Raw genomic sequence first — 24,985 nt, forward strand, 5'->3', positions numbered from 1 at the left:
GCTGTGGCCGGGGCCAGGGACTCCGGGCCGGTGAGCCATGAGCGTCGGACGCCAGACCGCCGTGCGGTTCGGACGCCGGACGGCCGGTGGAGGCACCGGTCCGACGTACCGCGGCCGGTCGTGTACCGGCTGTCAGGGTGTCGCCGGGGCCGAGTTCTTTGTGTCTGTGGGGCCCGCGGTGTCGTCTCCCGAGGTGGCCAGCCATGCGCCGACTCCGATGGCCGCGAGCAGGGTCGCCGTCGCCGCGCCCAGTGCGATCCGGCGGCGGCGGGCCTGCGCCCGGTGGCGGGCCGATCCCGGGCGGGGTGCGCCCGCGGCGCGGGGGGCGCGTGCCGTGCCGCGGGCGCCGCCCGCCAGCTCGTCCGGCCCCGGCACCCGCATCGACGTGTGAGTGTCCCGGTTGGAGTCCGTCTTGGCCCCCGGGACCAGCGGCACCGCCCCCCGCCGGGCCGGCGCCACCGCGGGGTCACCCGGCGCCGCCGCCTCGTGCGGCTCCTCCACCGGCTCCGTGTCCGGCTCGTCCACCTCCAGCGGCGGCATCCCGGCCAGCAGCGGCAGTTGCTCCCGCAGCCGTGCGGCGAGCTCCGAGGCCCGCAGCCGGGACGCGGGCGCCTTCGCCAGGCACTGCAGCATCAGTTGCCACAGCTCGTCCGGGATGCCGGGGAGGGGGACGACGGTCTCGGTCACATGCCGGCGCAGCACCGCGCCCGGGTGGCCCCCGCCGAACGGCGTGAAGCCCGCCAGAAGCTCGTACAGGACCGTCGCCAGCGCGTAGATGTCCACGGCCGCCCTCGGCGGCAGTCCCTCGACTATCTCCGGGGCCAGGTAGTCGGGCGTACCGATGATCTTCGTGGCCCGGGTGCGGCGCGGCGAGTCGATCAGCTTGGCGACGCCGAAGTCGGTCAGCAGTGCCGGGTGCGCGCCGCCGGGACCCAAGGGGCCCTGCATGTCGAGCAGAACGTTCTCCGGCTTGACGTCCCGGTGCACGATCCCCGCCGCGTGCGCCGCGGCGAGCCCGTCGGCCACATCGGCCACGATCGCCGCCGCCGCCTCGGGCGCAAGGCGGCGCTCCCGGTCCAGGCGGGTGCGCAGATCGGTGCCCCGGACCAGGTCCATGACCAGCGCCAGGTCGTTGCCGTCGACCACCAGGTCCCGTACGGACACCACGTGGGGATGGTCGAGCCCCAGCAGCGCCGTGCGCTCCTGGACGAAGCGGCCCACGAGCTCCTGGTCGGACGCGAGGTCCTCCCGCAGCATCTTGATGGCGACGGGCCCTTCCGGCCCCTCGCCCAGCCACACCGTGCCGGCGCTTCCCCGCCCCAGGATCTGGTTAGCGGTGTACCGGCTGCCGATCTTCCGTGCCAAGACTGCTCCTACTGGGGACGCGTGTTGCCGACGCTGCGCCGTTCCGGGGCCGTTCTGCCGCGGCGGACGCCGCGATTCCCGGACCCGGTCGACAAAACTACGCGTCCGAAGGGGCAACCTTCACCGCCGAAGCGGAAATCACCCTTCAGGTGTCGACAAATCCCCAAAGTCGAAGCGTTCTCGGGTCAGTTCGAACGTCCGGCGCTCAGGGGGTGTTGCCGCTGGTGCCACTGGTGCCGCTGTCACCAAGCTTCCCGATCCATCCGGTCACGGAGGAGAACCAGTCGCTCAGCTGCGCCCAGTACGACTTCGACGTCCCGATCCAGTGCTGCAGCGGGCTGAACTCCCACACCAGCCACCCGGCGACGAACAGGATGACGATCGTGAACAGGCACCCCTTCAGGCAGCCGAGTCCCGGGATCTTCATCGGGTTGGCGTTGCGCTGACGCGGCGGTCGCGGCTCGCGCGCCGGACGCGGGGCCGGCTGCTGCGGCGCGGGCGCGTAGCGCTGCGGCTGGTGCTGCGGCGCGGGGGCGTACTGCTGCCGCTGGGGCGCGTACTGCTGGGGCTGCTGCCGCTGCGGATACCCGTATCCGGGGGCGGGCTGCTGCTGCGGCCGGTTGACCTGCCGCTGCGGACGGCGGCGCAGCGGGTCCTCGGCGGGGTCGAGGTACGCCTGGACCTGGGTCTGCTCGTTGCGGTCGCGGGCGGCGCGCAACTGGTTCTGCCAGGGGTGCGGATCCTCCTGCCCGGACTGTCCGCCCTGCTGGTTCTGCGACATCGGCGGCATGACGGCCGTCGGGTCGGCCGCGCCTCTGTTCGGCAGGACGGCGGTGGGGTCGGCGGCGCCGAAGGGGCCCGAGGAGTGCGGCAGGACGCTCGTCGCCGCGTTCGGGTCGTATCCGGCGGAGCCGTGCGGCAGGACCTGCGTGGGGTCGGCGGAGCCGGGGACGGTGGCCGGGGAGGGGTCCGGCGCGAGCAGCGCGGCCACGCCCTCCGCCGCGGCGATCTGCGCGGAGTTCGCGTGCACGCCGACGCCCTCGGCGACCACCCGCAGCGCCCGGGCGAGGTTCTCGGCGCTGGGCCGCTCCTCCGGCTTCTTGCGCAGGCAGCGCTCTATGACCGTCCACAGCGGGTCGGGGACCGTCGACGGGCGGCGCGGCTCGGCGCTCAGGTGCTGGTGGAGCACCTCCAGGGCCGATCCGCCGCCGAACGGAGGACGCCCGGTGACCAGCTCGTACAGCAGGATGCCGGCGCCGTAGACGTCGACGGCCGAGGTCTGCGGACTGCCCTCGGCCGACTCAGGGGCGACGTAGGCGGGCGTGCCCACGAACTCGTGCGTGCGCGTGAGGCCGGGTGAGTCGGCGAGCCGGGCGATGCCGAAGTCGGTCAGCATCGGGTGCATCTCGCCGCCGTCCTGCTTGAGCAGGACGTTGGCGGGCTTCAGGTCGCGGTGCACGACGCCGTCCGCGTGGCTCGCGGCCAGCGCGTCGGCGATCTGCGCGGTGAGCAGGGCCGCGCCGACGGGTGTGAACGGGCCGTTCTCGCGGAGGTGGCGGTGCAGGTCGGGGCCGTCGACGAGGTCCATGACCAGCGCCAGCAGGTCACCCTCGACGACCAGGTCCCGCACCCGCACGATGTTCGGATGGGTCAGGCGGAGCAGGACGGACCGTTCCCGCAGGAACCGCATCACGACGTCCGGGTCGCTTGCCAGCTCCTCCTTGAGAACCTTGATCGCCACAGTCTCGCCGGGCTGGCCCGCGACGGCCGCCTCGGCGCCCGCGGCCTCGCGCTGGCGGGCTCGCCAGACGGTGCCCGTGGCGCCGCGTCCGAGCGGCTCCTCGAGCAGGTATTTGCTGCCTACCGGCCGCACGTCATGCGCTCCCTGCTGCTTGCTTGTCCGGTCCGTCCACCGCGCTACCGGTGTTCCGTCCCACTGTAGTGCCGCGGATCCTGGCACGCGGGGGTCGGCGGTCCTTGCTCGTACCACCGCTTTCACAGCCAAGGACGTCGGTGAGCACGTCAGCGTTCCCCTTCCTTCCCTGTGGTTCCTGGTCTCCCCTTCCCTGTCGTTCACAGGTCTCCGAACGGCCTGCCCGTGGACACCTGCGCGTGGGGGTTTCCCGGGAGAGGGCCTACTGGGCGAGCGCCGAGCGGCGACCTCGCGGGGCCGGGGCGCGGCATCCGTCTTCCGCCACTGTGTTCCGCCACGGCTGCGGCCGCGAGCCGTGAGCGCCGCGAGCCGCTGTCGCGGTGTGCCACCGGCGACGGAGCACCAAGGAGCTCCAAGGAGCACTGCCGCCCAGGCGCGGCAGCCGTTTCGCCGCGCTTCGCACATGTGGTGTACGGATAGGCATCCCGTACACGTTCGATGAGGAGACGCTCGCTTCGGTGCACTTGGTTGCCGGGATCGGACGTGACCGATCTCAAGCGGACACCTGCTGGGCACTGGTCAGGCACTTTTGCGGGCAGAGCCGACCAATCAAGATCACTTGACGGCGGGCGACGGGCGCGCTGTCGGTGGCAGGTGCGAGGATGCTTCCCGTACCGGCCATGTGCTCGTGAGCGGTGGGGGGAAGTCGCGGTGGGCGACCGCGACGCAGCCCCCTTCCCCGTCCGCGGGCGCCCGTGCAGAAGGGACCGCTGACGGCGATGCAGATCCGGCTGACCGTCGTAGACCCGCTGGGCACGCCCCTGGAATCCCGGGTGCGCGCCGCGAGCTGCGATGTGCTGGTCACCGCGCCCGCCGGGACGGCGCTGGCCGCGGTCGCTTCGGGACTGGCCTCGGCGGTCGGCTCGGCCGGGGGCGCCGTACTGCCCGAGCGCGGTCGAGAGCCCGCGGGAGCCGCCGTCGCGCTGTACGCGGGCGCGGAGCGGCTGGACGCACAGCGCTGCACGCTGGGGGAGCCGCCGCTGCTGGACGGCGCGGTGCTGACCCTCGGCGCCCCCGCGGACCCGGGCCCCGAGCCCGACGAGGACGCGGCACAGTTGCACGTGGTCGCGGGCCCGGACGCGGGCGGCGTGCATCTGCTGCACGGCGGCGTGATCCGCATCGGCCGCTCCGCCGACGCCGACGTCCCGCTGGACGACCCCGACGTCTCCCGGTTGCACTGCGCCGTCACGGTCGCCGCCGACGGCACCGTCTCGGTCGCGGACCTGCACTCGACCAACGGCACGGTGCTGGACGGCAGGCCGGTGACCGATCACCCGGTGCGCTTCACCCCCGGGGCGCTGCTGCGCCTCGGCGAATCGGCCCTGCGGCTGGCCCCACCCGGCGGGGTACGGGCCGTGGGCACGGCGCCGGACGGGGAAGGACATGTCCGGGTCCTCGGCCAGGAGGACCCGGAAGACCCGGCCGGGCCCGCACCAGCGGCGACCGTCCCGCACGCGCGCGTGGTGACCGTCATGGGGTCGGCCCCGGGCATCACGGCGGCCTCCGGCGCCGACCGCGCCCCGGGTGCCGGGCGCCCCTCCCCCGGCACCGGGTCCGCCCCGGCCGACAGAGCAACCGGAGACACCCATCACGGCTTCGGCGTCACCACCTGGGGCGCCTCCGGCGGGGCTGCCCCAGGGGCCCAGGAGCACGCGCCCGTGGAGCCGCCCATCCCGACACCGGTGGTTCCGGTTCAGGCCGGGGCCCCGCTGATCGAGAGCCGGGACCCGGTGGCCGGGGACATGGCTGAGGACAGCACGCGCAAAGGCACCCCGCCGCGCGGGACGGACGTGCCGCCGGGGGTACGCAGGCGCGGCGGCCTCACCGCGTGGGCGCGCCGGCTGGCCGGAGGCCGCGGCGATCAGGGCGGCAGCGGACTGGAGGCGTACGGCGAGGGCGTGGATGCGCAGGCGCTCGCACCCCTTGCTGCCCCGGGCCGGGAGAAGTGGCCCGACCCCGCGACCCTGCTGCTGAACGCGCTCGGCCCCGGACCCCGGCTGTGGGAGCGCGGCCCCGAGCATCCGGAGTCACTGACCGTGCGGCTGGGTACGGCGGACCGGGCGGCGCCCGACGGTTCGGGGCTGCTGTCCGCGGTGCCCGTCACCGCTGACCTGCGCGAGGTCGGTGCGCTAGGGCTCGCAGGCCCCCGGGAGCGGCTGGCCAGGCTCACGCGCGCGGTGGTGGCCCAGCTCGCCGCGCTGCACTCGCCCGACACGCTGGAGCTGGTCCTGATCAGTGCCGATCGCTCCCGCCCACTGGAGGAGCGCACCGCCGACTGGTCCTGGCTCGGCTGGCTGCCGCACCTGCGCCCGGCTCACGGCCAGGACTGCCGGCTCCTGCTGGCGTACGACCGCGAACAGGCCACGGCCCGCACGGACGAGCTGCTGCGCCGCCTGGAGGACCACCTCACGGACCCGGACGGCCTCATCGGCACCCCCCACCGGACCGCCCCCGGCGACCACCGCACAGCCCGTCCGGCCGCTCCCGGCGGTCCGGCGGCCGGACGGGGCGCCCGTCGCCCCTCCTGGGCGCGGGACGACGACCAGGTGGACGGCGCCTTCTCCGGGCCCTACACCGTGGTGCTCGTGGACGGCGACCCGGGCGGTGCCGATGTCCGCGAGGCCGTGGTGCGGCTGGCGGAGCAGGGAGCACGGGCCGGAATCCATGTGGTCTGCCTGGCCGAGGCTGCCCCGGCCTCGCCCGCCTCGCCGGTCACGGAGACGTACGAGGCGGCCTGCGCGGTCTCCCCGGCGTTCCGCGCATGCGGGGCCGTCGCCCTGCTGAGCGGGGACGTGGCCACCGCGCTGCGGCTGCTGCGGGTCGCACCCGGGGACGGTGCGGACGCCGTGCGCGCGCTGCGCGCCCCGGTGGGGCAAGGCACCGTCGCCGCGGTGGACGCGGTGTCCCCGGCATGGGCGGAGCGGTTCACGCGAGCACTGGCCCCGCTGCGGACGGACGGCGGCGGGGACCGGCAGGTGCGGGTCTCGGCGCCGCTGCCCCAGGCGGCGCGGCTGCTGGACGAGTTGGGCCTGGCACGGGCCACCCCCGCATCTCTGATGGCGCGTTGGGCCGACGCCGTGGACGACACCTCGGCGCCGGGCGGGCGCGGTTGGGCGGTGCTCGGCGCCGGCCCGCGCGGTCCGGTGTGCCTCGATCTGGCCGCCGAGGGGCCGCATCTGCTGGTCGAGGGTCCACCCGGCAGCGGTCGTACGGAGCTGCTGCGTTCGATCGCCGCGTCGCTCGCCGCGGCCGAGCGCCCGGACCGGCTGGGCATCGTGCTCGTGGACGGCCGCGATTGCGGCGGGAACGGCGGCTCGGGCGGGGAGGGCCTCAAGGTCTGTACGGATCTGCCGCACGTCACCACGCATCTGGCGGCCAACGACCCGGTGCGGATGCGGGAGTTCGCGCAGGCGCTGAGTGCCGAGCTGAAACGGCGGGCCGAACTGCTGGGGGGTCTCGACTTCGCCGAATGGCACACGCGGCAGGAGGTGTCGGCGCGGATCGTGCCGCAGCGGTCGGAAAGCGCGGCCCCGGGCGACCTGGACTCACCGCCGAGCACGACGCTCCGGCTGCGTCCCGCGGCGACGCGGCAGCAGACCGAGGCGCGGCCGGCGCCCGCCCGCCTTGTGGTGCTGGTCGACGACCTGGACGCGCTGCTGTCCCCGGCCCTCGGATCGCCGGGCCGCCCGGCGGCGGGATCGGTCGTACGGGCCCTGGAGGCCGTGGCGCGGGACGGAGAGCGGCTCGGGGTGCATCTCGTGGCCGCCGCCGGCCCGGGCGGACGGACGGCCGAGTGGGAACCGGCCCGCGCGGCCTCACTGCGGGTGACGCTGGACGAGGTGTCATCGGGCTCGGAGGAACCGGCGCCGGGTCGGGGGCGGTTGACGCGGGCGGACGGCAAGGTGACGCCGTTCCAGGGCGGGCGGATCACGGGACGCATCCCCCGCACGGCGACGCTGCGCCCGACGGTGGTACCGCTCGAGTGGCACCGCATGGGCGACCCGCCTGCCCGGCGGCCCGTCCGCGAACTCGGCAACGGGCCCACGGACCTGGCCCTGCTGGCGAGCGCGCTGGAGAGGGCGGCGCGGTCGGTGTCGGCGGCAGAGGTGCCTTCGCTGTTGTAACGACGGATGCCACACGCCCGCCTGCGCCGCGTGGCGCCTAGGTCGCGCCCGAGGAGCGGGGCACGTTCATCTCGCTGGTGATCCCGCCGGCCGTCTTCTTCGCGCTCCAGCGACAGTTCGTGACGGGCGTCATGGCGGGCGCCGTCAAATAGCGTGTTCCGTACGGCGGTTCAGGGGGTAGACCGACACCCGGTCCACCCTCACCGTTCACCTGGGGTTTCCTTCGCCGTTCCCCCCAAATGCCGCATCCGGCGTAACCAAAGCGGCCCATCGACCGTTTCCGGGCAGTATGCCCGCGTCGATCCCATGGATGCCCCTTGCCCAGGTTCAGTGTCATCGTCCCCGCGTACAAGGTTCAGGCGTACCTGCAGGAATGCCTCATGTCCGTGCTGGAACAGTCGTACGCGGACTTCGAGTTGATCGCTGTCGACGACGACTCTCCCGACGCCTGCGGGGCGCTCATCGACGAGTTCGCCGCCCGTGACGCCCGCGTCCGCCCGCTGCACCTGTCGCGGAACGTGGGGCTCGGCCAGGCCCGCAACGCCGGGCTGCGGCAGGCGACCGGCGACTACGTGCTCTTCCTCGACGGTGACGACACCCTGACCCCGGGCGCACTCGGGGAGGTGGCCGACCGGTTGGCGCAGACCTCGGACCCGGACGTCCTGGTCTTCGACTACGCCCGTACCTACTGGACCGGGAAGACCGTCCGCAACCAGCTGGCCGGCCTGCTCACCGAGAAGGGCCCCGCGCCCTTCCGCCTCGACGACCGCCCCGGCCTGCTCTCCCTGCTGATGGTGGTCTGGAACAAGGCGTACCGCCGCGACTTCGTCGAGCGCGAGGGCTTCACCTTCCCGCCCGGCTACTACGAGGACACCCCGTGGACGTTCCCGGTGCTGCTCACGGCGGACACCATCGCCACCCTCGACCGGGTCTGCGTCCACTACCGCCAGCGCCGCCGGGGCAGCATCCTCGGTTCGACCAGCCGCGCGCACTTCGACGTCTTCGACCAGTACGACCGGGTCTTCGCGCACCTGGACGCGCATCCCGGGCTCGCCCGCTGGCGGCCGGTCCTGTTCCGCCGCATGGTCGACCACCTGGCCACCGTCTACGCCCGGCGCGGCAGGCTTCCCCGGGACAGCCGCGCCGAGTTCCTGCGTCTGGCCCGTGACCACTACCGCCGCTACCGGGTTCCGGGCGCCCCGCTTCGGCCGCGCCATCTGCTGATCCGCCTGGGCAGCCATCACACCTACCGCCTGGTGTCGGCGGCGTCCCGGTTGGGGCGTGGCGCACGGCGCCTGGCCGCCGGGGCGGGCAGGCAGATGACCGCCGCCGCGCTCCGGACGCACTACCGCATCCAGCTCCGCCTTCCGCTGCGCACCGACCGGGCCGTGTTCGCACGGGACGCGGGAGGCAGGTACGGCTGCAACCCGGGCGCCCTTGAGTCCGCGTTCCGCAACCTGCTCCCGCACATCCGCACCGCGTGGATCGCACAGCCCGAGCACCACCACACGATCCCGGTGGCCACCCAGCGGATCCGGCCCGGATCGGCCGCGTACTGGACGGCGCTGGCCCGCTCCAAGTACCTCGTTCACAACGCAGACTTCGAATCCCGCGTGGTCAAGCGCCGGGGACAGGTCCTGATCCAGACCCGGCAGGGCACCCCGGTCAAGCGCATGGGCCTCGACCTCCAGGACCGTCCGGTCGCCGCCCGCGGCTGCGACTTCGGACGGATGCTGCGCTCGGCCGACACCTGGGACTACGTCGTGTCCGGCAACCGCCACTCCACCCTCGTCTGGGAGCGCGTCTTCCCGTCCGGGTTCACCACACTCGAGTACGGCCTCCCCCGCAACGACGTCTTCGCCCGCGCGACCTCGGCGGACGTGGCCCGGCTGCGCCAGACGTTCGGCATCCCCGAGGGCTCGGTGGCCGTCCTGTACGCGCCCACCCACCGCGACTACCGCACCGACGGGCGCCCCGCCCTCGATCTGGAACGCTTCCTGCGCGAACTCGGCCCGGGCTTCGTACTGCTGACCCGTACGCACCCCGCGTACGGCGAGCGCCCGACGCGGCCCGCCGGCGGCCGGGTGATCGACGTCACCGGCCACCCGAGCGTGGAGTCGGTGTGCCTGGCCTCGGACGCGCTGGTCACCGACTTCTCCTCGCTGATGTTCGACTACGCCAATCTCGACCGGCCGATCGTCGTGTACGCGGACGACCGGGAGACCCACGAGGCGACCCGCGGCACCTGTTTCGACGTGCGCGACTGTCCGCCGGGCGCACTCGCGCGCGACGAGGACGAGCTGATCGACATCTTCGCGACAGGCCACTGGCGCGGGTCTCGTTCGGCGCAGCTGCGCAGGGTGTTCCGTGAGCGCTTCTGCCGGTACGACGACGGGCGCGCCGCCGAGCGGATCGTGCGCCGGGTCGTGCTCGGGGAGAGCGCCTGGCTGCCGTCGGTCGTCCCCCTTGCGGACCGGCGCCCGGTCCCGTCCGCCGCGCTGGGTGTGCAGGCCCCGCCGCTCACCAGCGTCCCGGTGCCCGGCCGCCGCATGCCGGTCGCCGAGCGCCTCTGACCCCGAGACCCCGACACCCGGAGTTCCGCATGCCGCGCAGGCCCACCCCCACCCGGCCCGTCACCTGCCGCCCCGCCGGACGGCCGGGGCGCTGACGACCGACTCCCCGACGCACTGGCCCCGGCACAGCAACCGGGGTCCGAGAGAAAGAGCAGAATGCCCCGCTTCAGCATCATCGTCCCCGCTTTCGGCGTCGCCGGCCGGCTGTCCCAGGCGCTGGACTCCGTCCTCGCCCAGTCGTTCGGCGACTTCGAGCTGATCCCGGTCTGCGACGCCCCCGGCTCCCCGGCGGGCACGGTCGCCGGCACGTACGCCGAGCGGGACAACCGGGTCGTTCCGCTCACCTCGCCGCCGGCCGGCGGCCTGGGCGTGGCCAGAAGCGCCGGGGCGGAAGCGGCGACCGGGGGCTATCTGCTGTTCCTCGACGGGGACGACGTCCTCAAGCCCGGCGCCCTCGCGGCGATCGACGCACGCCTGGGGGAGACCGGCGAGGTGGACGTCCTCTACATCGGCCATGAACGGGTCCCCTGGTGGGAGGGTGCGGCGTACGCTCCCCCGCTCGGCGAGGCCCCCGAGGGCGCCTTCAGCCCCGATCGGGCCCCGAAGCTGACCTGTGTGGGCGTCCCCGCGTGGAGCGCCGCCTACCGACGCGCATTCGTCGCCGGTCACCGACTCGCCTTTCCGGCCGGTCACTTCACCGACATCGGCTGGGGCGGCAGGGTCACGCTCGCCGCCGAACGCCTGGCCGTGCTGCGCTCGGTCTGCGTACGGCATCTGATGCCCCGCCAGGGCAGCCGGCTGCACAGCCCGGGCGAGCATCAACTCGACCTCCTCGACCAGGTGGACGCGGTGCTCACCCGGGCCTCCGAAGTCGCCCTGCCCACAGAGCGGTTGCGACCGCTGTTCGAGCAGCTCCTCGGCGAGGTGCTGCGGACCGCCGCGCATCCCGAACGGCTGCCCGCGCAGCTGCGCCGGGTCTTCTTCCGGCGGGCGTCACGCCTCTATCGCCGCCACCGCCCGGCCGGGTACCACCCGCCCGCGGGCAGCGTCGGGGTGCAGCACCGGCTGCTCGCGGCCGGTGCGTACAGCGCGTTCCACACGCTGCGCGGGGTGAGCCTGGGCACGGCGAAGGCGGCGCGGAAGGTCCCGGTGCCGCGTATGCCGCGCACTCGCCTCCGGTACGCGCTCGGGCTGCGCCGGCCGCTCGATCCGAACCTCGCCGTGTACTGCGCGTACTGGGGCCGCGGCTACGCCTGCAATCCGGCCGCGATCCACGCCAAGGCCCGCGAACTCGCCCCGCACATCCGCTCGGTGTTCCTGGTCGAGCCGGACGCGGTGGACAGCCTGCCGGAGGACGTGGAGTACGCGGTGATCGGCAGCCGGAGGTACTGGGACGTGCTCGCCCGCGCCACGTACCTGGTCAACAACGCCAATTTCGCCGACGGTGTGGTCAAGCGCCCCGGGAGCGTCCATCTGCAGACCCAGCACGGCACCCCGCTGAAGAAGATGGGCGTCGACCAGTCGACCTACCCGGTGGTCGCCGCGGCGACCGGCAGCTTCACCAAGCTGCTGGCCAGGGTGGACCGCTGGGACTACAACCTCTCGTCCAACCGGCACTCCACCGAGATGTGGGAGCGCGCCTTCCCGGGCTCCTACGAGACCCTCGAGTACGGGTATCCACGCAACGACGTCTACTGCACCGCGACCGCCGAGGACGTCGCCCGCATCCGCCGCGAACTGGGCGTGCCCGAGGACAGGAAGGCCCTGCTGTACGCGCCCACGCACCGCGACCACAGCACGGGCTTCCGCACGCGCCTCGACCTGGAGGCGTTCTGCGAGGCGATCGGCGACCAGTACGTCGTCCTGCTGCGCGCCCACTACTTCTACGACCAGGGCGCGGCGGGAAGCGGCGGCCGGATCATCGACGTCACGGGGCACCGCTCCTCCGAGGACGTCTGCCTCGCCGCGGACGCGCTGATCACCGACTACTCGTCGATCATGTTCGACTACGCCAACCTCAACCGCCCCATCGTCGTCTACGCGGACGACTGGGAGGTGTACCGCGAGATCCGGGGCGTCTACTTCGACCTGATGGAGGCACCCCCGGGACGGGTGGCGCACTCACCCGCGGAGCTGGCGGCCGTCTTCCGGGACGGTTCCTACGCGGACGGGACCGCGGCGGGCCTGCGCGCCGCCTTCCGTGAGCGCTTCTGCCAGTTCGACGACGGACGTGCCGCCGAGCGCGTGGTGCGCCGGGTGCTGCTGGGCGAGCCGCCCGAGTCGATCCCGCCGGTGATCCCGCTGGCCGAGCGCATCCCGGCTCCGGCCCACGCCCTCGTGAGGAGCTGATCCCGTGCCCCGTTTCAGCGTCATCGTCCCCGTCTTCAAGGTGCGGGGCTTTCTGCGCGAATGCCTCGACTCGGTGCTCGAGCAGTCGTACGCCGACTTCGAGGTGATCGCCGTCGACGACTGCTCGCCCGACGGCTGCGGGGCGATCCTCGACCAGTACGCCGAACGGGATCCCCGCCTGCGTGTGCTGCATCTGCCACAGAACGCCGGTCTGGGCCGGGCACGCAACGCCGGGATGCCGTATGCCACCGGGGACTACCTCCTCTTCCTCGACAGCGACGACACGCTCACCCCGGGCGCACTGCGCGCGGTCGCCGACCGGCTCGAGGAGACCCGGGATCCGGACGTGCTGGTCTTCGACTACGCCCGCACGTACTGGTGGGGCGGCACCCGCCGCAACGCGCTGGCCCGGGTGATGGCCGAAGCCTGCGAGGGCACCTTCACGGCCGCGGAGCGCCCCGAGATCCTCGAGCTGCTGATGGTGGTGTGGAACAAGGCCTACCGACGGGACTACGTCACCGAGCACGGCTTCAGCTTCCCGCCGGGGTACTACGAGGACACGCCCTGGACCTTCCCCGCCCTGCTCAGCGCCCGGCGGATCGCGACCCTGGACCGGATCTGCCTCAACTACCGGCAGCGCCGCCAGGGCAGCATCCTGTCCACCACCAGCCGCAAGCACTTCGACATCCACGACCAGTACGAGCGGGTCTTCGCGTATCTCGACGCCCACCCGGAGCTGGACCGCTGGCGGCCCTGTCTGCACCGCAAGATGGGCGAGCACTGTCTGGACGTCCTCGCCAAGCCGGGCCGGCTGCCCGCGTCCGCCAAGGGCGAGTTCTTCCGCCGCACCGCCGAACTCTTCCAGCGGTACCGCACGAGCGAGCCGGTCCCCGCCGGACTGCGCGTCCTGGAGGGTGGTTACGCCCGCTATCTGACCCGGCAGCGGGCTGCGGCCGGCGCTGCCGCGTCCGGCCGGCTGGGCCGGCGGACCCGCGGGGCGGCGGCCGGACGGGTAAAGCGCGCCTGGACCTGGGCGCACCAGCAGCGGCCCCTGGACCCGGAGCTCGCGGTGTACTCGGCGTTCTCGCACCGCGGTGTCCTCGGTGATCCCGCCGCGATCCACCACGCCGCCCGCGAACTGGCGCCGCACATCAGGAACGTGTGGGTGGTGCGCGAGGACCAGGCCGAGCACCTGCCTCCGGGCGTCGAGTACGTCCTCTTGGGCTCGCTGGCCTACCGGCAGGTCACCGCGCGGGCCACGTACTTCGTCAACAACGTCAACTGGCCCCCATCCCTGCTCAAGCGCCCCGGCAGCGTCCACATCCACACCCACCAGGGCACGCCGCTGAAGTACATGGGGGCCGACCTGCTGGGCAAGCCGGGCGCCCGGCACGGCCTCGACGTGCCGCAGATGCTGCGCCGCGCCGACCGCTGGGACTACAGCCTCGTCGCCAACCGCCACTCCGAGCTGGTCTGGGACCGCGCCTACCCGTGCCGGTTCACCTCGGTGCGCACCGGCAGCCCCCGCAACGACGTCCTTGTGAACGCGAAGCCCGGCGACGGAGCGGCGTTCCGGTCGCGGCACGGCATCCCGGTGGACCACACGGTCGTGCTGTACGCGCCGACCCGCCGCGACCATGTGCGGGGCGGCCATGCGGAGCGCTTCGACCTGGCCCGGTTCGCGGAGGACCTCGGAGAGGGCCACACCCTCGTCGTACGGCTGCACCCGTCGCTCGCCGACGGCCCGGCCCGCGGGATGGGGACGGCCGAGCTGCACCGCAGGGGCGTGCTGGTGGACGCCACCGACGAGCCGCACGTCGAGGAGGTGATGCTCGCCTCGGACGCCCTGGTGACGGACTACTCGGCCCTCATGTTCGACTACGCCAACCTGAACCGGCCGATCGTCGTGCACGCCGACGACTGGGGTGCGTACACGGCGAGCAGGGGCGCGTACTTCGACATCACGGCGAACGCGCCGGGGCATGTCTCGCGTTCGTACCGGGAGCTGTCCTGGCTCTTCGCGTCGGGGAGCTGGCGGGACGCGGACGCGGCGGCGCTGCGGGCCGCGTTCCGGGCGCGGTTCTGCGAGTTCGACGACGGGCGGGCGGCCTTGCGGGTGGCGCGGACGCTGATCCTGGGCGAGCCGGCCGTCCCGGCCTCGATCCCGGCGCCCGCGGCGGGCGAGAGGGACGTGCTGACCTCGACATGACGAAGCGCCCGGGCCGGGAGGAGGTTCCGGCGCCGGGCGCGGCACGTGCGCGGCCCCGTACTCCCGCTCAGGTGTACGAGGCCGCGCACGGATCGGTCGTGGGATTACTCGACGACGAGCTCGACCGGGATGTTGCCGCGGGTGGCGTTGGAGTAGGGGCAGACCTGGTGGGCCTGCTCGACCAGCTTGCGGCCGGTCGCCTCGTCCACGGACTCCGGCAGCTCGATGCGCAGGGTGACCGCGAGGCCGAAGCCCTCGCCCTGCTTGCCGATGGTGACCTCACCGGTCACAGCGGCGTCGCTGACGTCGACCTTCGCCTGCCGGCCGACCACGCCGAGGGCGCCGGCGAAGCAGGCCGCGTACCCGGCGGCGAACAGCTGCTCGGGGTTCGTGCCCTGGCCGCTGCCACCCATCTCCACCGGGATGGCCATCTGGAGGTCGAGCTTGCCGTCGGAGGTGACCGCCCGCCCGTCGCGGCCGTGTGTGGCGGTGGCGACAGCGGTGTAGAGCGCGTCCATGGAAAACCATCCCTCTCGAAATCATGTCCGTCGGCCGCCCCTTCCGTCCGTCCGGGCGGCCTCACGAGATTAGTACAGCACACAATTCAATTGTGCACAACTAAATGGCCCTGCCGGGCTACCCTGGGGGCATGAAGACCACGCCGACCATCAGCGCCGAGTCTCCTCCGGGCGCGGAGTTCCTGCGCCTGGACCGCCAGATCTGCTTCTCGCTCCACGCCGCGTCCCGGGCCTTCAACAGCGTCTACCGCGTCGTCCTCAAGGACCTCGGGCTCACCTATCCGCAGTACCTGGTGATGCTGGTGCTGTGGGAGCACGGCGAGCTGCCGGTGAAGAAGCTCGGCGAGCATCTGCGGCTGGACTCCGGGACGCTCTCGCCCCTCCTGAAGCGGCTGGAGGCGGCGGGCCTGGTGCGGCGGGAGCGGAGCGTCCAGGACGAGCGGTCCGTGCACGTGCACCTCACGGACGAGGGCACGGCGCTCAGGCAACGCGCCCTTGAGGTGCCGCGCCGGATCGGCGCGGCCACGGGCTTCGAGCTGGACGAGATCATGGAGCTGCAGGCCCGCCTCGACCGGCTGACCCAGGCGCTGGACGCGGCGGCGTTGGAGGAGACGCCGGGCTGCGACTAGCCGCCCGGCCGCGACAGGCCACGGCGTACATAGAGCCGAAGGGTGAGACCCGGGCGCACGTACTCCGCACGGGTGACGAACTCCTCGTGCACCACCGCGAGTTTGGCGCGCTCGGTGGGGCTCCAGGGAGTCCACGACGGCCGTAGCGCGTACGGCTCGCTGACCACCCACAGATGGGTCAGCCCGGCGAGCCGCCGCCGCAGTTCCACGGGCCCGGCCTCCCGCCCGTACAGCGTCCCGTCCTCGGCGGCGGGCACGTCCAGCGCCACGTCCCTGACGCCCCGGAACCCCGCCGGATAGGTCAGCGCCGAACGCCGCTCCAGTGACGGCAGGAACAGCACGGGGTCGCCGGGCCGCACATGCCGCGCCACGACGGCGGAGACGGCAGCGAGGTCGTCGGGCCGGTGAGCGACGCTGCGGTCGGCCCGGAGCAGGGGGAACTGCAGGACGAGCGCACCGCAGACGCCGAGCACACCGAACAGGGTTCCGCCCTGCCGCCGAAGCCATGAGGGCCGCCGGACGACCGCACGCCCGTCGGGCACGACCAGCCGCGGAGCCTCCTGAAGGGCGACTGCCCCCGTGGATGGGACAGGGCGACGGGGGGCGGGCAGCGGACGGCCGCCGGCCATGACGTCCCCGGTGGGACGACCGTCGTCGCCCGAGCCGAGGGGCCCGGTGGGCGTCCACCCGCCGACCGGCCGCATTCGGCTCACGGCACCGGCCAGCCGCTCGGCACCCGCTGCGGCCAGCAGTGGCGCGCCGGCCAGCGAATACAGCACATACCTCTCGTCGTACAGAGGGGTGGTCTGCGAGACGCTCATCAGCACCGCCGGCGGAATCACCAGCAGCGGCAGAGCCACCCCGGCCAGGGACACCTCCCGTCTGAAGCCTGGTCTCCACACAGCCAGCGCGACCAGCACCAGATACGGCCCGAGCATCGCCCGCGAAGGCCCCGCGAACTGCCCCACGAGCCGTTCCGCACTGCGCCCGTCCGGCGCCGACAGCCACGCCACCTGGGCCGCCTGCCCCCGCGAGACCAGCACCAGGGGCAGCAGCACCAGGACGGCGGCGCCCGCCGCACACGCCCACCCGCGCCAGACCCTCCCCGGCACCCGCGCGAGCGCCAGCGTGCAGGCGTGCGCCAACAGCACCAGCACGGCGAACTCGTGCAGCACACACGTGACGGCCACGACCACCCCGTACGGCCACCACCTCCCGTCCCGCACCGCCCTCAGGAGCAGCAGCGTCGCGCCCGCGACCCCGGCGGAGACCAGCGCGTACGAGCGGCCTTCCTGGGCGTAGTGCCCGGCCATCGGCGTGACCGCGTACAGCAGCCCCGCCCACAGCCCCACCCGGGGGCGGCACAGCCGTGCGCCCAGCGCGGCGACCAGACCCGCCGTCGCGGCCGCACCGACGACCGAGGGAAGCCGTAGCAGCACCTCGCCGGGGTGCACGGCCAGGACCACGTGCATCAGCAGGTAGTAGAGGCCGTGCACCGCGTCCACGTTGTGCAGCAGATGCCAGATCTGCGGCACCGAGCGGCGCGCGACCTGGAACGTCGCCGCCTCGTCCCGCCACATCCCGCCACGGTCCAGTCCCCATACCCCGATCGCGACCATGACGACCACGGGGACGAGGACGGCCCCCCACTCCGTACGCCTTGCCGGCAACCGACTCATGCCTGCATTCAACATGCCCAGATTTTGTAGTATTAACTAACTTTTGCTGCGTGTTGACGGTATATCTGCGCACATGAGGGATGCATACGCCCTACCATCCGGGCTTGATGACTGCCTTGAAGAGTGTCCCGGAGTCCCGGGCGACCATCTCCGCGCCCGTTTCACCGCCCCTCCTGAAGAGGGTCCGCACGACGCGTCGGTTGCCTCTGCTCGCCGCCGGCTGGCTCGCCACCCGCGCCCTGATGCTGTGGCTGCTCGCCCACGACCAGTACGCCCTGCTGGGCCGGGGCGGGGTCGCGCGGGAAGTGTGGAAGCTGTACTTCCACTGGTACGGCACCCTGCGGCACGGCGCGTTCCCCGCGGGCGACCACCTGTGGCAGTACCCGCCGGGAGCGGGGCCCGTACTGCTCTCCCCCGCCCTGCTCCCGGGCCTGACCTACTTTCAGGCGTTCGTGACCCTCACCTTGCTGACGGACGCCGTGATCACACTCGTCCTCGCGCGCGTGGGCACGCGTCCGGGCCGCTCGTTGCGCGGTGCGGCGCTGTGGACGGCCGGCCTTCCGCTGCTGCTGCACATCCCGCTGGCCCGGTACGACGTACAGGTCACCGCCTTCGCGGTCATCTCCTTGCTCACGATGTCACGCTCCAGACACATGAGCGGAGTGTTCGCCGCGCTCGGCGCCCTGGTGAAGGTGTGGCCGGCGCTGGCACTGATCGGCACACCACGCGGCCGTTCGACCCGTGAGGCGTGGACGGCCGCCGCGGTCACCGCGGTCACTCTTCTCACCCTGCTCGCGGCCCTGTTCCGCCATCCGTTCGACTTCCTGCGCCAGCAGGGCGGCCGCGGCGTGCAGATCGAGTCGCTGGGCGGCACGGTGCTCATGTTCGCCCGCCGGGCCGGCTGGCCGGGGCACACCCACTACCAGTACGGGGCCGTGGAGTTCGTGGGCCCGCACGTGCACACGGTGGCATTGTGCTCCCTCGTGCTGACCGCGGTGGCCTTCGCCCTCCTGCTGCTGTGGCGGCTGCGGAACCGCCATTGGACGCCCGCGACCCCCTACGACGCGGCCCTCGCCGCCGTCCTGCTGTTCACGGTGACGAGCCGGGTGATCAGCCCCCAGTACATGATCTGGCTGATCGGACTGGCCGCGGTATGCCTGACGTCGCGGCACACCACACAGCGCCCGGTGGCCCTGCTCGTCCTGGCGGCGACGGCGGTCAGCGTCGTCGAATACCCCGCCTACTACGGGGATGTCATCAACAGCACCTGGGCGGGCTGCTTGCTCATGCTCGTACGCAACACACTGCTCACGTCCGCCGCCGTCGTGTCCTTCATCCGGCTGTGGCGTGCCGGACGGCCCCTTGTGGAACGGACGAAATCGGGTACTCCTCCACGGAACCCCCACGAAATTCCTGCCGTCTTCCGTACAGATGGTTAATTGCCTCTTAACAGATGATTACCAGGTATCCGTAATGTTCCGGCCCGTGGAATCGATGCACCCTCACGATGCACAGGTCAGCGTCGTCGTCATCGGGTACGACGACGCCGCTCATGTGACGGACGCGGTGCGTTCGGCCCTCGCCCAGGGCGGTGTCGTCCGCGAAGTGATCGCGGTCGACGACGCCTCGCGGGACGGCAGCCCGGAACTCCTCGACGCCCTGGCGGCCGAGGACCCGCGGGTGAGGGTGGTGCGCCGAACCGTCAACAGTGGCGGCTGCGGCACCCCGCGCAACGACGGAATCGACACGGCGACCTCGCCGTACGTGATGTTCCTGGACAGTGACGACGTACTGCCGGCCGGCGCGGTGGAGGCGCTGCTCATGGCGGCCGTCGCCCACGGGACGCCGCTCGCGGTGGGCTTGTGCGTACGCCGCGAACTGCCCTCGGGCCGCGAGACCCTCTGGCAGCCGGAGTTGTACGAGCGGCCCGCGCTGATCTCCCATCCGGGCCGGCGTCCCCGCCTCGCCTACGACACGCTGTGCGTCAACAAGCTGTACCGCACCGACTTTCTGCGCGAGAACGGCATCCGCTTTCCCGAAGGCCGCTTCCCCTACGAGGACTTCGTGTTCGGGGCGCGAGTCCTGGCGGCCGGTCCGAGCATCGCCCTGGTTCCCGAGACGGTCTACATCTGGCACGTCCGCCGCTCGGCCCGACGTCTGTCCATCTCCCTCGACCGCGCCGACATCGACAACTGGAAGGCGCGCATTGAGGCGAACCGGCAGGCGTACGAAATCCTGCTCGGCGCCGGCGAGAAGCGGCTCGCACGCGCGGCCCGCACCAGCTTCCTGGACCGCGGACTGCGCATGTACACGCGTGAACTCCCACTGCGTGACGAGGAGTACCGCTCCGAGTGGTGGAAGCTCACACGCACCTACCTGTCGGACTTCGACGCGGCCGACTTCGCGCAGGCGTCCGTGCCGGGGCGGGTGGTGGCCCAGGTGGTGCTCGCCGCCGAACGGCCGCGCGATCTGCACCGGCTCAAGGAACTGGCGGCCCGTCCGGCGCGGTTGAGCCCGCCGTACGCGAGCACGGCGGACGGCATCCCGGTCTGGTCGGCGGATCTGCCCCAGGTGCAACTGGACCATCTGCTGCACCGCCCCATGCGGCACCTTCCGATCGCCGTCGAAGCGGAACTGTGCCCACGCGCCCGGACCACCAGGCTGCGACTGCGCCTGCACGAGCTGTACGGACGGGTGGAGAACGCGCGTCCGGCCAGGGTCGACGTGGAGTTCACCCGCCGGGAAGGCCGCGCCATGGTGGGCCTCTCCTGCACGGCCGTGCTCCGGCGGGAGCCGGAGTCGGACGGCTGGACGGCCGAGATGCCGGTGGACCTCGCGAAGCTCGGCAGCGGCACCTGGGACCTCAAGCTGACCCTTCGCTTCGACGACGGCACCAGCCGCGACACCACGGCCCTTGCCCTCACCGGACCGGGACTGGGCCGCCGCATGGTGCCGAACCTGCGGCACGGCGTGCTGCTGGTGCAGCCGTACGCGACGCACTCCGGAGCGCTGGCCCTCAGGGTGGCGTCGGGGGTGCGGGGAGCGACCTCCGTCCTGGGCCGCAGGCTGCGACGCCTGATTCACTGGAAGTGACCGAACCGACACCATGGGCCAACCGACGAGGGGACGACCGCACATGACCTGGCTGATCACCGGCGGCGCCGGTTACATCGGGGCACACGTCGTCCGCGCGATGACCGAGGCCGGCGAGCGGGCCGTGGTGTACGACGACCTGTCCACGGGCATCGCCGAGCGCGTGCCCGCCGAGGTGCCGCTGGTGGTGGGCTCCACACTCGACGGTGAGCTGCTGCGCCGCACTCTGGCGGAGCACCCGGTGACGGGCGTCGTGCACCTGGCGGCGAAGAAGCAGGTCGGCGAGTCGGTGGAGGCGCCGCTGCTCTACTACCGGGAGAACGTGGAGGGCCTCCGCGTCCTGCTGGAGGCGGTGACGGCGGCCGGGGTTCCCTCGTTCGTGTTTTCTTCGTCCGCCGCGGTGTACGGCATGCCGGACCTCGATCTGGTGACGGAGGAGACGCCGTGCGTGCCGATGTCACCGTACGGCGAGACGAAACTCGCCGGCGAGTGGCTGGTGCGCGCGACCGCCCGGGCCACGGGCCTGTCCGCCGCGTGCCTGCGCTATTTCAACGTGGCTGGGGCGGCGGCGCCGGAGCTGGCCGACGTCGACGTCTTCAACCTGATCCCGATGGTCTTCGAGAAGCTGACCGAGAACGCGCCCCCGCGCATCTTCGGCGACGACTACCCCACACCCGACGGCACGTGTGTGCGCGACTACATCCACGTGGTCGACCTCGCTGAGGCCCACGTGGCCGCGGCCCGCGCGCTCCAGGCCTCGCCCGGCGCGGATCTGACCCTCAACATCGGTCGCGGGGAAGGCGTGTCGGTCCGCGAGATGATCGACCGCATCAACACGGTCACCGGCTACGACACCCCGCCGACTGTCACCCCCCGCCGCCCCGGCGATCCGGCCCGAGTCGTCGCCTCGGCCGACCGCATCGCCGAGGAGCTGGACTGGACGGCGAAGCGCGACGTGGAAGACATGATCACGTCGGCCTGGGAGGGATGGGTGCGCAGGCATCCGGGGGCGGCGCGGGGCTGAGCCCGTCCGGAGGCCGGCCCTGCGCTGCCGGCCGTCAGGCCCGCACCAGGTCCGGGAACACGACACCCGTCAGCTCCTCGGACGCCGTCCACAGGCGGCGCGCCGACTTGGGGTCGCTGGCCGCGTGGGAGCGGCCCACCAGCGTGGGTCCGCCGCGCATCTCACCGAGGCCGTCCGGGCCGACGTAGCTCGCGCCGGGCAGGTCCTGGGTCGCGGCGTACAGGGTCGGCAGCGCACCCCCCTTGTTGTCCTGGGCGAAGACGCGGTTGCCGACCCGCATCACGATCCGGCGTACGACGCTGGCGTCGTGGCCCTGAAGGTTGGTGGCGGCCCAGCCCGGGTGGGCCGCGAGGGCCCGCACCGTCGATCCCGCCCCGGTCAGCCGGCGCTGGAGCTCCAGCGTGAACAGCAGGTTGGCGAGCTTGGACTGGCCGTACGCCACCATCGGCGCGTACTCGCCGGTCAGGTTCAGGTTGTCGAAGTGGATGTCCATGCCGGGCGGCAGGCGGTGCGCTCCCGAGGAGACGGTGACCACGCGGTCCGTGATGTGCGGCAGGAGCAGGTTCGTCAGGGCGAAGTGGCCCAGGTGGTTGGTGCCGAACTGCATCTCGAAGCCGTCCTTGGTACTGGCCTCGGGGATGTTCATGACGCCGGCGTTGTTGATCAGCAGATCCAGGTCTCCCCGCCAGCCCGCGGCGAACTCCCGGACGGAGGAGAGGTCGGCGAGGTCGAGGCGGCGCACTTCCACGCTTCCCCTCGCGCCGCGGACGGTCGCGGCGGCTGCCTCACCGCGCCGTACGTCGCGCACGGCGAGCACCACATGCGCGCCCGCACGGGCCAGGGCGTCGGCGGCCGCGAGTCCGATACCGCTGTTGGCGCCGGTGACGACGGCGATACGGCCGGTCTGGTCGGTGATGTCGGTTGTGTTCCACTTGTTCTGTGTTTTCGGCATGACTTAAATGTAGGCGTCGCCAACAATGCTGTCAATGACAACAATAGTGACGACGACAACAATGTAGGCGTCGATCACATGGTCGATACACTGGCCTGCATGCAGACTCGTCGTCGTTACCACCACGGAGACCTTCGCGCCGCGCTGCTCACCCGCGCGGAGGACACCCTCCGGGAGAAGGGACCGGCCGCCCTGTCCCTCCGGGAGCTCGCCCGCGACCTGGGCGTCAGCCACGCCGCACCGAGTCGCCACTTCAAGGACAAGCAGGCACTGCTCGACGCCCTGGCGCTGGTCGGCTTCGACCGGCTGGACGAGGCGTTCGCGGCGTCGCTGGAGGGAGTGGGCGACTCCTTCGCCGAGCGGCTCGCCACGACCGCACGCACCTACGTCGACTTCGCCACCGCCAACGCCGAACTGCTCGATCTCATGTTCGCGATCAAGCACACCCCGGAGGCGTCCGAGGACCTGCTGGCCGCGTCCCAGCGATGGACCGACCGCACGGTGAGCCTGATCGCCGAGGGCCAGCGCCGTGGCGAGGTGCGCGAGGGCCCACTGGAGAGCGTGGGCATCGGGGTCTTCTCCACACTGCACGGCTACGCGACCCTGGCGGCCGGCGGCTCCCTGCCGCCCGAGGCATGCGAACCGGGCCTGGACGCACTGGTGGCGTACATGCTGCGGGGGTGCGCGCCGGAGAAGACGGCCTGAGGCGCCCGTACGCTGCCCTGGTGACCGAGTCGCACAGCCCTGCTCACACCCACCGCGCCGTCACCGCCGTCCTCGGCTCCGCCGTCGGCGACGCACTGGGCGCACCCTTCGAGTTCGGCCCCGAGGGCACGTTCTCGGCACGCTTCCCCGCACCGGGCCAGGGCGGTGAGATGTGCGGGGGCGGTGGCTGGGACCCGGGCGAGGCAACCGACGACACACAGATGGCGGTGCTCGTCGGGGAGTCACTACTGGAGCGCGGCGGCCTCGATCTCCCCGACGTCTTCGCCCGGTTCCGGCGCTGGGCGGCGGCCGACCCCAAGGACATAGGACTGCAGACAGAGGCTGTCCTGACCGGCGGCGACCCCTGGGACCTGGCAGCGGCACTGCACTTCCAGACGAACGGACGGGCCGCGGGCAACGGCGCGTTGATGCGCGCGGCGACCTCTGCCGTGTACTTCGCCCCGTGCGGAAGGGACGCCACGATGGACGCCGCCCGCCGGATCGCGGCGCTCACCCACGGGGACCGGGCGGCCTGGGAGGGCACGGCGATCTTCCACGAGCTGATCCGCGTGGCGCTGGACGACGGCGACCCACTGGCCGCGCTCCCCGAGACCCTCTCAGCCGTCCACCCCGACCACCGCGAGCGCTACACAACCGTCTTGGCCCCCGACTGGCACCCTGACCTGGCAACGGAGTTCAACGGGGCGGTCTGGCCCTGCCTCGGCTCCGCCGTCTGGGCAGTGCGCACCACGACGTCGTACGAGGAGGCCGTGCGCGCCGCCGTCGACCTCGGGGGCGACACGGACACGGTCGCGGCGGTGACGGGAGGCCTGGCCGGAGCGGTGTACGGTTCGGGCGCCATCCCGGAGCGCTGGACCGAACCGTTGCACGTGCCGCTGCCGGGCTTCGGCGATCGGGTCCTGTATGCGTCGCAACTCACCCGGCTGGCAGAGAAGCTGGCGTCCGCCAACTCCGCCTGAGTGAGCGTGCGGCACCTCATGGGGCAGGTGCGCGCAGGCTGAGGCACCGCGCACGCCGCTCCGGGTCCCTCACAACGCCTTGAGTGCCCCCGCGGTGGCGCGGGCCAGGCCCGCCAGATAGCCCTTCGGCAGCTTCGGTCCGCGTACCACCACCGCCCGCCAGTACAGCGGCCCCGAGATCAGGTCGAGGGCCAGGGCCGGGTCGATGTCCTCGCGGATCTCGCCACGGGCGGCGGCCGCCGCGACGATGCCGCTCGCCACGCTCTCCTGGCCCTCGCGCAGCGCCGTCTGCATGGCCTCGGCGATGTCCGGATTGCGGGCCGCCTCCGCCTGGAGGTCGGGGATGATCTGGCCCGCCACGGGGTGGCGCAGAGCCCGGGACGTCACCTCGTAGAGAAGTCTCAGGTCCCCCTCCAGAGATCCGGTGTCGGGGGCCGGCAGGCCCTGGACGGCGACCGCCGAGACCAGGTCGAGGACCAGGTGCAGCTTGGAGCGCCACCTGCGGTACACCGCCGTCTTGCCGACGCCCGCCCGGCGTGCGATGCCCTCGATGGACATCCGTGCGAAGCCGACGGCCGCGAGTTCCTCGAAGACGGCCGCGCGAATGGCCTCCGTCACGTCCTCGCGCAGGACGGCCGCACCCGCGGGCGCCCTGCGGCGCCTTTTCACCTGGGGAGTGTCGGCGTTCGTGGTCATGCGAACCAGCATAGGGCGTAACGACGATACGGTTGCGTTCCGACGCCGGTACAGATTACGCTCGCGTTGCGACGATACGGCCCCGTCCCGACGTAAAGTGCAGTAGCCAAAACCCTCAAGAGCTGTACAAGACCCCAAGAGCAGAGCAAAACCCCG

Annotated in this window: 16 protein-coding genes and 1 pseudogene; 11 read left to right on the plus strand and 6 right to left on the minus strand. The window is 72.6% G+C overall.

All coding sequences use genetic code 11. The features are described from left to right. Window positions 1-132: 132 nt before the first annotated feature. Both ACWDA7_RS13415 and ACWDA7_RS13420 read right to left on the minus strand, forming a co-directional pair. Entirely contained in the window at window positions 133-1,365 is a 1,233-nt protein-coding gene (locus ACWDA7_RS13415; protein ID WP_450604251.1) for a serine/threonine-protein kinase, read from the minus strand. Between the two features lie 205 nt (window positions 1,366-1,570). After that, window positions 1,571-3,238 carry a protein kinase domain-containing protein gene (locus ACWDA7_RS13420; RefSeq protein WP_450604252.1) on the minus strand — a complete coding sequence of 556 codons (1,668 nt, stop codon included), beginning with the start codon at window positions 3,236-3,238 and terminating at the stop codon, window positions 1,571-1,573. Window positions 3,239-4,017: 779 nt separating this feature from the next. Here ACWDA7_RS13420 and ACWDA7_RS13425 point away from each other — a divergent pair. From ACWDA7_RS13425 to ACWDA7_RS13445, 5 genes and pseudogenes are all read left to right on the plus strand, one after another. Next, window positions 4,018-7,422, plus strand: coding sequence for an FHA domain-containing protein (locus ACWDA7_RS13425; protein WP_450604288.1), 3,405 nt, complete (start codon window positions 4,018-4,020; stop codon window positions 7,420-7,422). Between the two features lie 59 nt (window positions 7,423-7,481). Then, window positions 7,482-7,574, plus strand: a pseudogene (locus ACWDA7_RS13430) (carbohydrate ABC transporter permease); the annotation flags it as partial. Between the two features lie 165 nt (window positions 7,575-7,739). Then, a complete protein-coding gene (locus tag ACWDA7_RS13435) occupies window positions 7,740-9,995 on the plus strand; it encodes a bifunctional glycosyltransferase/CDP-glycerol:glycerophosphate glycerophosphotransferase (protein ID WP_450604253.1) in 2,256 nt (751 codons plus the stop codon). 156 nt (window positions 9,996-10,151) lie between these two features. Next, window positions 10,152-12,344, plus strand: a complete 2,193-nt coding sequence (locus tag ACWDA7_RS13440) for a bifunctional glycosyltransferase/CDP-glycerol:glycerophosphate glycerophosphotransferase (protein WP_450604255.1) — start codon at window positions 10,152-10,154, stop codon at window positions 12,342-12,344. A 4-nt stretch (window positions 12,345-12,348) separates the two neighbouring features. Next, window positions 12,349-14,553 (plus strand): bifunctional glycosyltransferase/CDP-glycerol:glycerophosphate glycerophosphotransferase, encoded by a 2,205-nt coding sequence (locus ACWDA7_RS13445; protein WP_450604256.1) that lies wholly within the window; start codon window positions 12,349-12,351, stop codon window positions 14,551-14,553. A gap of 104 nt (window positions 14,554-14,657) precedes the next feature. On the opposite strand, the gene ACWDA7_RS13450 is transcribed toward ACWDA7_RS13445, so the two are convergent. Beyond that, complete coding sequence (locus ACWDA7_RS13450) at window positions 14,658-15,071, minus strand: organic hydroperoxide resistance protein (RefSeq protein ID WP_432928296.1); 414 nt, start codon at window positions 15,069-15,071, stop codon at window positions 14,658-14,660. Window positions 15,072-15,202: 131 nt separating this feature from the next. Between ACWDA7_RS13450 and ACWDA7_RS13455 the strand changes: the two genes are divergently transcribed. Further along, window positions 15,203-15,700, plus strand: a complete 498-nt coding sequence (locus ACWDA7_RS13455; protein WP_450604257.1) for a MarR family winged helix-turn-helix transcriptional regulator — start codon at window positions 15,203-15,205, stop codon at window positions 15,698-15,700. Here ACWDA7_RS13455 and ACWDA7_RS13460 read toward each other — a convergent pair. Then, complete coding sequence (locus ACWDA7_RS13460; protein WP_450604258.1) at window positions 15,697-17,379, minus strand: glycosyltransferase family 39 protein; 1,683 nt, start codon at window positions 17,377-17,379, stop codon at window positions 15,697-15,699. The two genes, ACWDA7_RS13455 and ACWDA7_RS13460, sit on opposite strands and share 4 nt — an antisense overlap. A gap of 107 nt (window positions 17,380-17,486) precedes the next feature. Here ACWDA7_RS13460 and ACWDA7_RS13465 point away from each other — a divergent pair, with 107 nt between their 5' ends. From ACWDA7_RS13465 to galE, 3 genes are read left to right on the plus strand one after another with little or no spacing between them, the layout of a single operon-like run. Continuing rightward, the gene (locus tag ACWDA7_RS13465) at window positions 17,487-18,818 is read left to right on the plus strand and encodes a glycosyltransferase 87 family protein (RefSeq protein ID WP_450604259.1); all 1,332 of its coding nucleotides are present in this window, start codon (window positions 17,487-17,489) and stop codon (window positions 18,816-18,818) included. A gap of 55 nt (window positions 18,819-18,873) precedes the next feature. Then, window positions 18,874-20,472 carry a glycosyltransferase family 2 protein gene (locus tag ACWDA7_RS13470; RefSeq protein WP_450604289.1) on the plus strand — a complete coding sequence of 533 codons (1,599 nt, stop codon included), beginning with the start codon at window positions 18,874-18,876 and terminating at the stop codon, window positions 20,470-20,472. Window positions 20,473-20,515: 43 nt separating this feature from the next. Next, the gene (gene galE, locus ACWDA7_RS13475) at window positions 20,516-21,496 is read left to right on the plus strand and encodes a UDP-glucose 4-epimerase GalE (RefSeq protein WP_450604260.1); all 981 of its coding nucleotides are present in this window, start codon (window positions 20,516-20,518) and stop codon (window positions 21,494-21,496) included. Window positions 21,497-21,530: 34 nt separating this feature from the next. On the opposite strand, the gene ACWDA7_RS13480 is transcribed toward galE, so the two are convergent. Continuing rightward, window positions 21,531-22,448, minus strand: coding sequence for an oxidoreductase (locus ACWDA7_RS13480; protein ID WP_450604261.1), 918 nt, complete (start codon window positions 22,446-22,448; stop codon window positions 21,531-21,533). Window positions 22,449-22,547: 99 nt separating this feature from the next. On the opposite strand from ACWDA7_RS13480, the gene ACWDA7_RS13485 reads away from it, so the two are divergent. Both ACWDA7_RS13485 and ACWDA7_RS13490 read left to right on the plus strand, forming a co-directional pair. Then, window positions 22,548-23,153: a TetR/AcrR family transcriptional regulator gene (locus ACWDA7_RS13485; RefSeq protein ID WP_450604262.1), complete on the plus strand. Its 606-nt coding sequence runs from the start codon at window positions 22,548-22,550 to the stop codon at window positions 23,151-23,153. Window positions 23,154-23,173: 20 nt separating this feature from the next. Then, the gene (locus ACWDA7_RS13490) at window positions 23,174-24,133 is read left to right on the plus strand and encodes an ADP-ribosylglycohydrolase family protein (RefSeq protein ID WP_450604263.1); all 960 of its coding nucleotides are present in this window, start codon (window positions 23,174-23,176) and stop codon (window positions 24,131-24,133) included. Between the two features lie 69 nt (window positions 24,134-24,202). Here the strand turns inward: ACWDA7_RS13490 and ACWDA7_RS13495 are convergent, their stop codons facing one another. Continuing rightward, entirely contained in the window at window positions 24,203-24,829 is a 627-nt protein-coding gene (locus ACWDA7_RS13495; protein WP_359397004.1) for a TetR/AcrR family transcriptional regulator, read from the minus strand. Window positions 24,830-24,985: the final 156 nt, after the last annotated feature.

It is taken from the genome of Streptomyces sp. NPDC001156 (assembly GCF_053598275.1).

Excerpts from the sequence above, each read along its gene's own strand:
- ACWDA7_RS13480 (WP_450604261.1), bottom strand. The coding sequence starts at position 22,448 with ATGCCGAAAACACAGAACAAGTGGAACACAACCGACATCACCGACCAG.
- galE (WP_450604260.1), top strand. The coding sequence starts at position 20,516 with ATGACCTGGCTGATCACCGGCGGCGCCGGTTACATCGGGGCACACGTC.
- ACWDA7_RS13495 (WP_359397004.1), bottom strand. The coding sequence starts at position 24,829 with ATGACCACGAACGCCGACACTCCCCAGGTGAAAAGGCGCCGCAGGGCG.
- ACWDA7_RS13440 (WP_450604255.1), top strand. The coding sequence starts at position 10,152 with ATGCCCCGCTTCAGCATCATCGTCCCCGCTTTCGGCGTCGCCGGCCGG.
- ACWDA7_RS13425 (WP_450604288.1), top strand. The coding sequence starts at position 4,018 with ATGCAGATCCGGCTGACCGTCGTAGACCCGCTGGGCACGCCCCTGGAA.
- ACWDA7_RS13460 (WP_450604258.1), bottom strand. The coding sequence starts at position 17,379 with ATGAGTCGGTTGCCGGCAAGGCGTACGGAGTGGGGGGCCGTCCTCGTC.
- ACWDA7_RS13450 (WP_432928296.1), bottom strand. The coding sequence starts at position 15,071 with ATGGACGCGCTCTACACCGCTGTCGCCACCGCCACACACGGCCGCGAC.
- ACWDA7_RS13465 (WP_450604259.1), top strand. The coding sequence starts at position 17,487 with ATGACTGCCTTGAAGAGTGTCCCGGAGTCCCGGGCGACCATCTCCGCG.
- ACWDA7_RS13470 (WP_450604289.1), top strand. The coding sequence starts at position 18,874 with ATGCACCCTCACGATGCACAGGTCAGCGTCGTCGTCATCGGGTACGAC.
- ACWDA7_RS13485 (WP_450604262.1), top strand. The coding sequence starts at position 22,548 with ATGCAGACTCGTCGTCGTTACCACCACGGAGACCTTCGCGCCGCGCTG.
- ACWDA7_RS13455 (WP_450604257.1), top strand. The coding sequence starts at position 15,203 with ATGAAGACCACGCCGACCATCAGCGCCGAGTCTCCTCCGGGCGCGGAG.